14 protein-coding genes are annotated in these 12,975 nt (G+C 45.7%); 10 read left to right on the top strand and 4 right to left on the bottom strand.

Going from position 1 to position 12,975, the window contains the following annotated elements:
• Positions 1-122: 122 nt before the first annotated feature.
• Complete coding sequence (locus tag ACFVTB_RS05485; protein WP_387746167.1) at positions 123-1,136, bottom strand: zinc-dependent alcohol dehydrogenase family protein; 1,014 nt, start codon at positions 1,134-1,136, stop codon at positions 123-125.
• Between the two features lie 115 nt (positions 1,137-1,251).
• Here ACFVTB_RS05485 and ACFVTB_RS05480 point away from each other — a divergent pair, with 115 nt between their 5' ends.
• The 4 genes from ACFVTB_RS05480 (at position 1,252) to ACFVTB_RS05465 (ending at position 4,617) form a co-directional block, all read left to right on the top strand.
• Positions 1,252-1,629 carry a winged helix-turn-helix transcriptional regulator gene (locus ACFVTB_RS05480; RefSeq protein ID WP_387746165.1) on the top strand — a complete coding sequence of 126 codons (378 nt, stop codon included), beginning with the start codon at positions 1,252-1,254 and terminating at the stop codon, positions 1,627-1,629.
• 122 nt (positions 1,630-1,751) lie between these two features.
• On the top strand, positions 1,752-2,324 hold the full coding sequence (locus ACFVTB_RS05475; RefSeq protein WP_387746163.1) for a DUF3885 domain-containing protein: 573 nt from the start codon (positions 1,752-1,754) through the stop codon (positions 2,322-2,324).
• A gap of 206 nt (positions 2,325-2,530) precedes the next feature.
• A complete protein-coding gene (locus ACFVTB_RS05470; RefSeq protein WP_387746162.1) occupies positions 2,531-3,133 on the top strand; it encodes a beta-class carbonic anhydrase in 603 nt (200 codons plus the stop codon).
• Between the two features lie 206 nt (positions 3,134-3,339).
• Entirely contained in the window at positions 3,340-4,617 is a 1,278-nt protein-coding gene (locus tag ACFVTB_RS05465) for a hypothetical protein (protein WP_387746160.1), read from the top strand.
• On the opposite strand, the gene ACFVTB_RS05460 is transcribed toward ACFVTB_RS05465, so the two are convergent.
• Complete coding sequence (locus ACFVTB_RS05460; RefSeq protein ID WP_387746159.1) at positions 4,614-5,372, bottom strand: gluzincin family metallopeptidase; 759 nt, start codon at positions 5,370-5,372, stop codon at positions 4,614-4,616. The two genes, ACFVTB_RS05465 and ACFVTB_RS05460, sit on opposite strands and share 4 nt — an antisense overlap.
• A gap of 224 nt (positions 5,373-5,596) precedes the next feature.
• On the opposite strand from ACFVTB_RS05460, the gene ACFVTB_RS05455 reads away from it, so the two are divergent.
• The 6 genes from ACFVTB_RS05455 (at position 5,597) to ACFVTB_RS05430 (ending at position 10,581) form a co-directional block, all read left to right on the top strand.
• Complete coding sequence (locus ACFVTB_RS05455; protein ID WP_387746157.1) at positions 5,597-5,926, top strand: ArsR/SmtB family transcription factor; 330 nt, start codon at positions 5,597-5,599, stop codon at positions 5,924-5,926.
• 20 nt (positions 5,927-5,946) lie between these two features.
• Positions 5,947-6,462 carry an SRPBCC domain-containing protein gene (locus ACFVTB_RS05450; protein WP_387746156.1) on the top strand — a complete coding sequence of 172 codons (516 nt, stop codon included), beginning with the start codon at positions 5,947-5,949 and terminating at the stop codon, positions 6,460-6,462.
• Positions 6,463-6,740: 278 nt separating this feature from the next.
• Entirely contained in the window at positions 6,741-7,994 is a 1,254-nt protein-coding gene (locus ACFVTB_RS05445; RefSeq protein ID WP_387746154.1) for an MFS transporter, read from the top strand.
• A 192-nt stretch (positions 7,995-8,186) separates the two neighbouring features.
• Complete coding sequence (locus tag ACFVTB_RS05440) at positions 8,187-8,738, top strand: RNA polymerase sigma factor (protein ID WP_387746152.1); 552 nt, start codon at positions 8,187-8,189, stop codon at positions 8,736-8,738.
• Positions 8,731-9,603 carry a hypothetical protein gene (locus ACFVTB_RS05435; protein ID WP_387746151.1) on the top strand — a complete coding sequence of 291 codons (873 nt, stop codon included), beginning with the start codon at positions 8,731-8,733 and terminating at the stop codon, positions 9,601-9,603. Before ACFVTB_RS05440 ends, ACFVTB_RS05435 begins: the two co-directional genes overlap by 8 nt.
• A 126-nt stretch (positions 9,604-9,729) precedes the next feature.
• A complete protein-coding gene (locus ACFVTB_RS05430; RefSeq protein ID WP_387746149.1) occupies positions 9,730-10,581 on the top strand; it encodes a sulfurtransferase in 852 nt (283 codons plus the stop codon).
• Between the two features lie 383 nt (positions 10,582-10,964).
• On the opposite strand, the gene ACFVTB_RS05425 is transcribed toward ACFVTB_RS05430, so the two are convergent.
• Both ACFVTB_RS05425 and ACFVTB_RS05420 read right to left on the bottom strand, forming a co-directional pair.
• Positions 10,965-11,729 (bottom strand): class I SAM-dependent methyltransferase, encoded by a 765-nt coding sequence (locus tag ACFVTB_RS05425; protein WP_387746147.1) that lies wholly within the window; start codon positions 11,727-11,729, stop codon positions 10,965-10,967.
• Positions 11,695-12,348: a hypothetical protein gene (locus ACFVTB_RS05420; protein WP_387746145.1), complete on the bottom strand. Its 654-nt coding sequence runs from the start codon at positions 12,346-12,348 to the stop codon at positions 11,695-11,697. Before ACFVTB_RS05420 ends, ACFVTB_RS05425 begins: the two co-directional genes overlap by 35 nt.
• Between the last annotated feature and the right edge of the window lie 627 nt (positions 12,349-12,975).

Genomic DNA, 12,975 nt, shown 5'->3' with positions numbered 1-12,975 from the left:
CATGAGATGGAGGTTTATTTGTTATACCTGTTTTTCAGTATAGCAAATCTGAGGCATTTCAAAAAGCTACACTTGACATACCATTAGCTGGTTTTTGCACCGGCAAGGCGAGCATGGCGTTTTTAGAATTTGACGGCAATCTTGCCGAAATAAGAGCCATTCGCGAAATGGGAGAAAGCATTAACGGCTTGATCAAATGGATACTCTGAATCGACTACAGGACGTAGACGATGATGAACGATCGCGGCATTCATGTTCTCAAACATCGTCCGACTGCCTACGTTAATAGCTTGAAGCTTTGCTCTTCTAAGGATAGCGGGGACTATAGCTAAATCTCCAACAGCAGCACCCGTCAGAATGCCGATGATACTAATTTGACCACCTACTTTTAACGCAGAGACGGAACGATTAAGCGTTGTTCCTCCCCCGACATCGACGATATGATCAGCCCCTTTTCCTTGTGTGTAGTCTAATACAGCTTTGTCCCACTCGGCTGTTTTCTTGTAGTTAATGCCATGATCGGCCCCTAGAGCCTTTGCGCGCAAAAGCTTGTCATCGCTGCTAGACGTTACGATTACTTTGGCACCTTGGAGCTTAGCAAACTGAAGGGCGAACAAGGAAACGCCGCCGGTACCTTGGACGACAACCGTATCTCCAGCTTTCACCTGTCCTTCTTCAACGATCGCATGCCAGGCGGTAACCCCGGCGCATGGTAAAGTTGACGCTTCAGTATCCGTCAAATGCTGGGGCACGCGAACTAACCCTTCCTCAGGCAGCACAACATATTCCGCGAGCAGTCCCTGAAGAGGATAACCTAACGTGGAAATCCAATTCTCTTGGGTAGCCTCGCCTGACTTCCAGCTTTGAGTAAAAATCGGGCTTACGCGCTCTCCAATACTGAATTTGCTGGCACCTTCCCCCAAGGAGACGATCTCGCCGACTCCATCGGATACTGGAATGAGCGGCTCGTTCAGTTCAGGGTTGTAAAATCCATCAATGACTCCTATATCGCGCGAGTTCAGAGATACGGCTTTCATTTGAATAAGGACTTCACCACGGGCAGGAGTTGGGATTGGGCGATCTATTTCAACGATATGATCAAGGCCAAATCCTCCTTGAAGAACATAAGCTTTCATTGGACATCTCTCCTTATCATCAATCTAGACACAGATTAAGTCATATACTAAGATGTAGCTAGACGGCACTTTTAGGTCGGTTACGCACCCAAAGGTGAGTAAGGAGGCGGGCTATATGAAGTCTGGAGACATATCCTTAGCGGCGTGCAGCTATAGTCATGTTTTGGAGATTATATCCAATAAGTGGACAGCTCTAGTCATCTATTCCTTAGAGAGCGGAACCATAAGGTATGGAGAAATAAGAAAGCGCATCGAAGGCATTTCACAGAAAATGCTAACGCAAACGTTGCGGCAGTTGGAGCGGGATGGATTGGTTAGCCGGAAAGTAACGCCTGCGGTTCCTCCAATCGTGGAGTATACGTTAACCCCGCTTGGAGAAACATTGATTCCTAATCTGCGAATGCTAAAGGAGTGGGCATCTAACCACTACTCCGCGGTAACGAAAGCTAGAGAAGAGTATGATCGTAGCGAGACAGAGCCCGTCGTTCGGTAATTAATGAGTTAAAATAAGCGATAAGACAACATGAAGGACGTCGTCTTATCGCTTTATTATTGCAGAGGGATGAATAGAAAGGATGAACATTCATAGATTCTATAACTGTATTGGAAAGCTATATGAAGGATTTTTATTCCAATCGGCTTCAGCTTGAATCGCCGTTATTTTATAATGCTGATTTTGGCATTAGATTTGAGATTGGAAATCCAGATCCTTCTGTATCGGACGAAGCTTACGAAGAACAGGTGCATCATCGCGCGCTTGCTCTTTTCAAAGATGTTCATCAAGCTGATGACGATATTCTAATAGTTGTAAATGTTTATCTCTTACGAAAAGGAATCAAGCCCGTCCGGCGTAAAGTTTTTGACCATTCTTTTCGTAATCCACAGGTTTTACGGAGTCTTAACTGCGTCTCTATTCATAAAGCTGATGATGAAGAGGACGAAGGATGGGAGTCTTATCAATATGTCCTGCAATGTAAAGCTTCTGATCTGAAGCATCATAAGATTTTGTTTAACCCACATCAAATGTTCATTATTAATAGGACCAGGCATACTATTTTTTACTTCTATGACAACCGAGGATTAGATATCGTATCTCATTCGAGGGATGCGCTGCAGGAGCTGTATTTGAAACGAAATGATTGGATACTGAATTATGATCGGGAGAGCATTGACGCCATATTTAAATAGATTTTATGGGTAAAACCATTGCCTTCGCTCAGTTCTCGATTAAACGTATTTCTTCGGACGAATATTTCCTCAACACCTCCCGCTCGGCGCCTATTACCTCCCTTTTTAGTTCCAATTGCATTTACGTTGACAATTTATACTAATCGATGTAAATTAATTCTTAGTAATACAATTGGAATGATATATTATGGGAGGGAAACAAGTTTATGAGCGATGTGTTGAAAGAGGTATTGGCCGCTAACGAAGCGTATGCGGAATCTTTTGGAGAGAAGGCAGAGTTGACTATTCCGCCTGCCCGCCGATTTGCGGTTCTGACCTGTATGGATGCTAGATTGGATCCTGCTAAGTTCGCTGGATTAGCCGAAGGCGATGCGCATGTTATTCGCAATGCCGGTGGACGGGCTAGTGACGATGCGATTCGCTCGCTTGTTATCTCCTACAAGCTGCTGGGAACTAGAGAGTGGTTTGTCATACATCATACCGATTGCGGCATGGAGACGTTCAGCAACGACACGATTCGTGGGCTATTAGAAAATAGTCTCGAGACTGCCGCACTGACAGCTGAAGGATGGAAGGACGTAGGCCATGGACCGGGCTCCAGAGCGGCTCGTTTCCTCGAGTTTCTGCCGTTCAACGATTTGGAGCAAAGCGTCGTAGATGATGTGGAACGGATTCGTACTCATCCGCTTGTGCCGCGTAACATTCCGATTTACGGCTATATCTACAATGTAAAAAGCGGCCGCTTAATTGAAGTCGCTGAGGCTACGCGAATTGGCAGTGCGGCTGTTGCGTCCGGTTCCAGCGTTTAACGTCTAACGTCAGAGACCAAACCCATTTTCGAATAATAGAACAACTCCGTGTATTTAAACTACGCGGGGTTGTTTTTTTATTTGTTGAGACCACAGATACGTGACTAGAGATAAGGAACATTTTCCATATTTGTTACGTCAAACAACAATAAGTTGCATGCTTCGGGTTCCTACATCTGATAGCAAAAGTGCGGAGGTATCGAAAGGTGAAAAAGCGATTTGGAAAAAAGGAAGCAACCATTGCGATTCTAAGTTTGGCGATCGTTGTTTTGATCGTATGGATAGCCGCACGACCCGTTCCTTCAACAAAGGGGGCGTCGGAATCGGTCGTTACACTAGCAAGCCAGATATCTCCCGACGGCAAATATATGATCGAATCGTACGGACAAAGCGCGGGCATAACTGCGGGCGGACTGTTGTCGGCTGAAGGTATTCGAATCCGAGACGTCAGCGCCAAGCATACGGTTTGGACGATAGAACCCGGATATTATAAGCAATTATTCGAGTGGTCGGCGGATAGTCGATTTGTTGCTGTCTATTATGAAGCCCGTGAGTACGGCGAGACCGTAATTGTGGATGTTCAAAATAACAAAGAAATCGCACTGCCAAAGTTAGATGCCCTTCGTTCCGCTTGGGGAGAAGAGGCAACGATAAACGATTCACGTCCGGATGGATACGTGAAACCGAAAAAATGGCTTGGCAACGATAAATTGCGAGCCACCTTCCAATGGAACGGCGAGAACGATGCTCGATTTGAAGGCGAGTTCACTTTCAATGTCTCGACGGAGGCAATTGAGGATTTTTCCAAGATAGATTCTGCTGAAAAGGAAGTTGTTGCGAACGCCGCAAAGAGCCGTGAAGCATTAGTGATGGACAAATTGGTAGAAGTCATCAATAACCAGGATGCTGCGAGGTTAAAGAACTTGCTGCAAGCAACGGATCCTGATTACTACCAGAACAGGATGAACGACAAGCTTGCGGAGAAAGCAATGGAGAAAATCAATTTTGAGCTCGACTTAGGAACGGTCGGATATGAGAAAGTTGTTGAAGATGGTTTTTACGCGGATGCTGTGGTTTACCGATTGAACGGGACGAAAAATGATGCGGCCGTCACCATACGAGAGCCGATTTTTTTATCGGATGCGGGGGATCACTACCAATATCGTTGGGCTTATTTCTCTTATTTGGTTTTTGCGGACGAATATATATCGGACTATCTAAAATGGCTGAAAGTCGGGGATGCCAACAAATTAGCTGGTTTTCTCCAGGCTGATGATCTGAACGTACCAGATGCTACTGCAAGCAAGCTAATGGAGATGTATCGTTTGTATTTCGGTTCGACCGATAAGCTCCAGTTCGAATATAGTGGCCCTTTTCAATATCGTGTGTCCCTGGCAGACGGCAAGGAATCCCATCCCGTTTCCATCATCTTCGGAGATGGATTAATGGGAATTAAGGACACGTTTATGCCAAGTATTAATTAGTTATTTAACATGGTGTCATGCCATGCATCGAAAAATCGATCGATCGACATTTTTAGGATTTGCTCAACATGCTCCAGATCCGGCTGCCGGATGATTTCGTTCAATGTATCGACTCCATATGTATCGGCAATGTATTTGACCACTAGACCGCTGTAAAAATAAGCTGCCCCGCCTTCTTGGTCGAAGTATCCTGGGTCTGCGAACTGCTGGAGAGTCGGGATATCGTAATAGGCCGTCTTTCGCTGCATTTCTTCCTCTAATTGCCCTGACGCATAATAAGCTGTCCCTTCGTCCAGCCATTTGACTTTGCCAACGTCTGGGCTGAGCTGTTGTATAATCTGATGAACGAACTCGTGAACAAGCTGCTCGTTATAATGGCGCTTTACTCCCTCATCGCTTAAATCTGCAGGTGTATACACTTTAATCATACGATCCCGGCCGTCGTACGTACCTTCTGTGTCGCGACCGATCATTTTGCGAAACGCATTCCTGTCTGTATATACATGAACAATCGTTTTGTCTTCAGCTGTATAACGAAAAAGATCAGCTAGCCGTTCGTAGTTCTCCTCGAACACTTCGGCAAGCGAAGCTACTGATTCATTTGAATTGTCATTCGGACTATAAAAGCCGGCATGCGCCGTTTCTTGCTTGAGCGGCAAACGTCCGGCATCGCTTTTGCAGGCGGTTAAGAGGATAAGCGGAAGTACAGTAAATATCGTAATAACGACAATACAAATTCGCAATTTCGTTGACATGTAATTCCCTCCATTTCTGTCATTTTAACAATGATTATCCGAATGGAATAGAGGGTGCGGTCAAGTTTTAGGCCGTTAAATAAAGGGGCTGCAAGGCCGTTTTGGTCAGAGGCAGTCCCTTTATTATTGGCTAGTTCTTTCATTAATATTCACTTGTAGGAATATTCTTTATATGCTATATTAAGTTCAAACCTAAATTTATGAGCAAAAGATGGTGTGGATCAATGGATGCGAGCATACTTAACGCTTTAGCGGAACCAAGCAGACTGCTAATCGTCGAGCTGCTTCGCGGAGCTGAGCTAACGATCGGCGAGATAGCGGAAAAGCTGGGACTCCGCCAGCCGCAAGCCTCCAAGCATGTAAAGGTGTTGAACGATGCGGGTATCGTGGACGTGAGGAAGGACGCCAACCGGCGAATTTGCACACTGCGCCCCGAGCCTTTCATGGCCATGGACGTTTGGCTGGAATCGTATCGTGAAGTTTGGGAACAGCGTTACGACAACTTGGACGATTATTTGCAGAAGCTGCAAAGTGCAGACAAGAACAAATTATAAATCCATTAGGAGGCAAGACGATGACGAATGCGGCAACTACTCGAGTAGAAGGTAACACACTTATTGTTGAAAGGATTTTTAAAGCACCGCGCGAGTTGGTGTTCAAATGCTATTCCGAAGCCGAACATTTGTCGGCATGGTGGGGACCGGAGGGCTGGTCGGTTCCGGTATGCAAGGTCGACTTCCGTCCGGGCGGCAAATGGCATTATTGCATGAAATGCGAGGACCGCGCGCAGGGCGATTTTTACGGAATGGAATCGTGGGGGCTGGGCGAATACATCGAAATTCAGCCGCCGGAAAAAATCGTATACAAGGACTGGTTCTCCGACGCTGAAGGCAATATTGACGCTAACTTGCCGGAGACGCTCGTTGCGCTTGAGTTTGTAGAGCTGGACGACCGTACGACCAAATTGATTAATACGGCGACGTACATTTCGGAGGAAGCGCTGCGGACGGTGCTCGACATGGGCATGCTGGAAGGCATGGGCTCGACGATGGCGAGACTGGACGTTTTGCTCGAGGAATTGCAGCGTTAATCGACGGGATGATGGGCGAGACGAGTGTCCGAGAGGGATCGGATACTCGTCTTTTTTTACGGGAAATTCACGAAAGATCATGAAGCCTTGGGCTGCGGTTTCTAGTATAATCTGGATGGGGCGATTTCGCGTTGCTGCTTGAAAGAAGTCTGCAAGTCCCGTTAAAAGGAGAAGAATAAAAGGAAGGAGCCGGAGAATTGCCCGAAGCTTCGCATCAGGCTTTTTTATAAGGAATTGAGAATGAAATACATAACGGACAGAAGGGAATTACCTAAGCTATGACTCAAACGGAAGAGTATAAGAGCAAACATTGGAAAAGGGACATCACGCTTTTCCTGAGCAGCCAAACGATATCATTATTCGGCTCTGCGCTCGTTCAATATGCGATTATGTGGTATATCACGCTTACGACGCAATCGGGCATGATGATGACGCTGTATATTATTTGCGGCTTTATTCCAACCTTTCTGCTTTCGCCTTTTGCGGGCGTATGGGCGGATCGGTTTAACCGCAAGTATTTGATTGTAATAGCCGATGGGATGATTGCGTTTGTGACGCTGATTCTTGCCATTACCTTTTTGCTTGGCTATAAAGAGATTTGGCTGTTGTTCGCCATCTCTGCTGTACGTGCTCTCGGAGCGGGTGTTCAGACGCCGGCCGTGGCGGCCATTTTGCCTCAAATCGTACCGGAGGATAAGCTGACGAAAATTAACGGCATTAACGGCAGCCTTCAAGCGCTGATGATGTTTGTGGCTCCGATCATAAGCGCGACCTTGCTGACGATGGCGACCATTGAAATTATTTTCTTTATTGATGTCGTGACGGCAGCGATGGCTATCTTTACCGTTCTGACATTCCTGAAAATTCCGCTGCATAAAAAAGCAGCCGACGGTCATACGACGAGCTATATGGACGATTTTAAGCAAGGTATCAGCTATATTAAAGAGCATCGCTTCTTGAAGACGTTCTTCTCTTTTTTCGCCGTATTCTTTGTACTGATGGCCCCGGCCGCCTTCTTAACGCCACTGCAGGTGACTCGCAGCTTCGGAGACGATTACTGGCGTTTGACGGCAATTGAAATTACGTTTTCCGTGGGCATGATGGCGGGTGGCGGTTTAATCGCATGGTGGGGCGGCTTCCGCAATAAAGTGCATACGATGGCGCTGGCGGGATTGATTATGGGGGCATGCACGTTGGTTTTGGGTCTTGTGCCCGTATTCTGGATCTACCTGGCGGTGATGACCATTTTCGGCCTCGCCATGCCGATGTTCAATACCCCAACGACCGTTATGCTGCAGGAAAAAATCGACCCGAACTTTCTCGGCCGCATTTTCGGCGTATTCGGGATGATCTCCACCTCGATGATGCCAATCGGGATGCTGATTTTCGGGCCGCTCTCGGATATCGTTGACATTGAATGGCTGCTGGTCGGCACCGGAATCTTGACCCTTGTTATGACGTTGTTTTTCGCTCGCAACCGCTCTTTGGTGGAGGCGGGCATGCCGGTCAATAAGGAAGCGGTGCAGGAATAAACCGATTTGAAGCCCGATTCCGGTTTTGAGTCGAAAGAAGAGGTTGAAATAAGTAAGAATGGTGTGAAGGCCCGCTCATGAAGCGGGCTTTTTTTTCGTAGGCGGCAGGCGCTGAATCATTTTTTGTTGAATAGGAAGAAAACCGTTTGCCTGTATCAATCGTGTTGTAGGTGAAAGGGGGGGATGAGGCGGGTGATTCTATCGATGTTGTTCGCAAGAAAAATAGATGCTGAGAGTATGCCAGACACGCCGACGAATCGGGTTGCACAAGACGTTAACTCGGCGTATGACCGCCATATCGACGTCGTCTACCGGGTCTGTTTCTCGCTGATGGGCAATCGGCAGGATGCGGAGGACGCGGCCCAGTCGGTGTTCATCAAGCTGATGGAAAACGGAAAGACGTTCTCGGAAACCGAGCATGAGAAGGCTTGGCTCATTGTGACGGCCCGGAATCATTGCCGGGATATGCTGCGCAAGTGGTGGAGAAAAAAGGTAGGGACGCTGGAAGAATGGATGCTGGAAACAAGAAGTCATCCTTCATTGAATGGCGAGTTGGAGCTGGCGGAGCATTTGCGGAAGCTGCCTTCGGCGCATCGCCTCCTTTTATACTTACATTATTACGAGGGCTACCGGGTGGCGGAAATCGCGGAGATGCTGAGCATCAATGTGAATACGGTGAAGTCGCAAATGAGAAACGCGAGAAAACGGCTGAAGCTGGAGATTGGAGCTGATTGGGATGAATAAGGACGAATTGGCGGGTTTTTTCGAGAAGATGACGCCCGACGAGGTGCAGAAAGAGCGAATGCGGCGGAATGTTATAAATTATCAACCTAGGGTGAAGCCCGAACGTTCTCCTGGTCGTCGGCTGCGTGCAAGGTGGGTAATTTCGGCAGTTAGCCTGGCAGTGGCTCTCGTTGTTTTTTTAAACCTTCCGTTTGGAGAGCAGAAGACGGCATATGCCATTGATGTGAAGATCGGCGAGGACGGCGCTGTATTCCGGCTTGCGGATTATGGGAAAAGCCCCGATCAATATGGGACAACTGTAAGCAAAATTCAGGCAAGGCCAGAGCTGGAGTTTTATATAGAGGGCAATAATATTGCGAAGATCGAGATCAGCTCCAAAAACGAGTATCTGTATGCGGCAGACTGGACGAAGACGCAGGAGGAAAAGTATTGGAACTCCGAAGTCTATCAGACCTTTGACGAGGAACGTCAAATCTCTATCGCCGATTTCAGCAAGCTTTACTCGAAGAGCATGACGATGAACTTTGACGAGAATTTCAGCGATTACAAGGATATTTGGTACCGTTGGACGCCGCAAAATATGTATCAATGGGCTTCCGAGAATAACTACGCGCACTTCCTCGGCGCCTCTGGGCAAAAGGCTGTGGAGCCGAATAGCGATGAAGGACGAGCGCTGGCAGCTGGCGAAAGCAGTGCCGGAATCGGGCATATGCAGCTGGACGATTATCCGGATGAGCTGAAAGAGGATGAGATCACAATCGTCATTACCGACAGACAAGGGCATCAGACAAAGAAGGTCATCCACGTCAAAGTGAGCAACAACGAGCAGCGGCAAACAGTTCTGACAGCAAGTCTGGAGAAATAGAAATGTAACGGGGCGCGGAGGGATTCGCGCTCTTTTTTTATATGGTCAGCACATTGCGCGAAGGGTCGCCAATCTGAGAAAATAACAGATACAAGCAGGTACACATTTACCGGGAGGATGATCGATATGTCGGGATATTATCAAACGACGGAATGGTTGAAAGAGCAAATGGCTGCGGGAGCGCCGCTTATCATTGTGGATGCGCGTTATCAGTTAATGGACTCTGCGGCGGGCAAGCTCGCTTATGACGAGGGCCATGTGCCGGGCGCGCAATACGCGAGCCTCAGCAAGGACTTGTCTGGTCCAAAGCGCGAGAATGGGGAGGGCGGGCGCCATCCACTGCCGGAGCCGGAGACGCTGGCAGCTACGTTTGGGAAAATGGGCATTGGCCAAAAGACCACGGTTATCGCTTATGACAATGAAGGCGATGCCTATGCTTCGCGCCTGCTTTGGTTATTAAAGTGGGCCGGTCATGAAGCCGAAGCGTACATTTTGGCAGGTGGTTATTCGGAGTGGCTTGCCAGCGGCGGTGAGGTAACGAAGGAAGTACCGGTTGTGGAATTTGCCGTGTTCACTCCGAGTGTGACGGAGGGCATCGTAGTCGATGCCGCGTATGTGCGCGAGCGGATCGGTCTTGACGGTGTGACGATCATAGACTCGCGCGACGGCGCCCGCTATCGCGGTGAAGTAGAGCCCATCGACAAGGCGGCAGGCCATGTGCCGAGCGCGATCAACCGCTTCTGGAAGGACGGCTTCGACGAGAACGGCTTGCTGAAGCCGATCGAGCAACAGCGCGAGCGCTTCGCCAACCTGTCGCCCGACGATGAAATCATCGTCTACTGTGGCTCCGGCGTCACCGCTACGCCAAACGTGCTGGTTCTTGAAGCCGCAGGCTTCAAGAATGTGAAGCTGTATGCGGGAAGTTGGAGCGATTGGAGTAGCGATGAGGGGAATGCGGTTGCGGTGGGGGATGAGTAAGGGAGGAAAGACGGAAAGTAGTTGTAAAGGTGAGTGCAGAGCACGGCGATAGGGATGCTGTTGCTCGGTATTTTTTAATGCGTTAAGGTCAACATCGGGTCAACAATTTGTTTAACAAAGCATTTTTTAATGATCTCTTAGAGTGTGTTGCATACTTTTTGCAGTGAACATAGATATGCATTGAACCAACCATCGCAAATTGTTAGAACCAATCAACCATAAGTCAACATATAGCGTTGGGTATCAATCGCGCTAAACCGTATCAAAAATGACACAATTTTTTACGCAAAATATTATGGAAAATAATTCTAAACTGGTCCCCATAGACTAGACACTGAAAAAAAGTGTCCAGTCTATGGGGACCAGTTTAGATGACAAACTATTTATTTCTCTAGATGGCACTTAACACCAAGAAAACGTGGATATTTCCATGCTGTATTATACTTTTCTTGTACCTTTGTATCTTCGGGCATAAGCTCATTAATTTCATCAATTACAAATCCATTGTTAGTTAATGTATTGATATACATTTCAAGCGGTCTGTGGACGTGAGTAGTAATATTATTATTAGACGAGTCTAAGGAGATATGAAATGGAGCTTCAATAAAAATCTCCTTCTTATAGTCAAACCATGGTTCATCGTAATATCCCCAATAAAATGGCCAAAAGTGAGGGTGGGTTATGGTGAAAATAAAGTGCCCGCCATTCATTAGAACTTTGGATACAGAATTAACGACCTCGAATAAATTTTTCACATCCATTAATGTCATATTCGCAACTGCCAAAGAAAACATACTGCGTGTTACACTAATTGAGTAATCTTCAATCGAAGTGAGGAAATATGTGGTATTTGATGTGGAAAACTTTTCTTTTGCAATTTGTATGCTTTTATTACTTAAATCAACACCAATAATACGATCACATACTTTTGATAATTGGTAAGTTAGAAATCCTGTTCCGCAACCAATATCAAGAACTAATCTCCGTGAATGTGCCATTAAGCTGCTTTCTATGTAGGGTAAGAGTACATGTTTAAAACTTATATCAATATTCTTTTCTATTTGTTCGGCACGTGTTAATGCTATTGCATCCCACTCACTAGATAACTGATTGTTATCTTTGGGCGGAACCGACCGGTATTTGTTCATTTTGATGGTTTATCTCCTTTTCTGAAATTACAACCCTTCGTAATATTTCCATTAAGTCGTTTAGAACCCAGTAATGCGGAGCATTACTCGACGTTAGTTCTTCAACATATCTAACACCATTAATCTCTTTACCAATAGCAACTCTGCAGTCTGCTCTATCTATATTCATAAATGTAAATCTGGATTTTAATGTATAGTTTAAAGAACTGTATGTATATATTTTAGCGCCACTGTTCTCTAACTCAGAAGCGATGCTATTTCTATCAGCCATGCAAATATGAAGTTCATTGTTATTGGCTTTTCTTCTTAACATTTCTTTCATTTCATCATCATTTACCCAGCTTAGATCCCTAGTGAAAATAAACGCAACTCCCGGCTTGGAGATCCAGTCATACATATAGTCTCTAATATTTCTGGTTCCACCCACTTTTTTTCCTGTTAATTTTTGATGTAGTTTGATCTCAAGAAATATTGATATTATAAATGCAATAACTGCAACTACTGAAAATATGATTATCCAAACACTTGTTCCTTCACCTGATTTTTTTGGTAGTAAAAAAATAACTCCAATTAAGGAAGCTAAAGTTCCTAACTGGCTATAAATACGTAGTAACATCATACAGTTCGCTCCTTATAGATTTTAAGTATTAATAATTTTAAATTATTAAACATTATCTAGCAACTCTATTATTTTATCAACCAACTCAGGAAAAAAATATCATTAAGATATTTTTACTATAGGAAAGCGATCACTATTGTAACGAGGTAGAGCCAATCAGTCGTATAGCGTACAATTTCAGACGGAACGACGGATGCTGAATTCTTTAGTTGAAATGATTGGAGTAGCAACAGAGATAACCCCGTGGCAACCGGGAATAAAGAGAAACCGAGTAAGGCATAACGGAATGTACATGTTGAATACATCGTCGGGTGGGTTATGCGCCAGACGATGTATTTTTTGTACCTCAAAGTCAACATGGAATCAATAAATGAAGGTCAATACGGTATTTCTTGAGAAAGACAGATAAAGAACAGGGAAGCCCGTTATTGAGGTGTACAGCCTTTATTACCTGGTAGACAGATCAACACCCTAACGAAACAAGATGGCAATTCAACGCAAAACCAACAAATACGTTGTTTCTGTGAATTAATAGTTACATAAACTACTGATTTTACTGATTTACTCAAAATTAATTTGAGCAAAACGAAGTTCTATATTTAATACGCAGACTGTACTTACTGTGTG

This window comes from Paenibacillus sp. NPDC058071 (assembly GCF_042885235.1).
GTDB lineage: Bacteria > Bacillota > Bacilli > Paenibacillales > Paenibacillaceae > Pristimantibacillus.
This window is presented reverse-complemented; position numbering and strand designations above follow the sequence as displayed.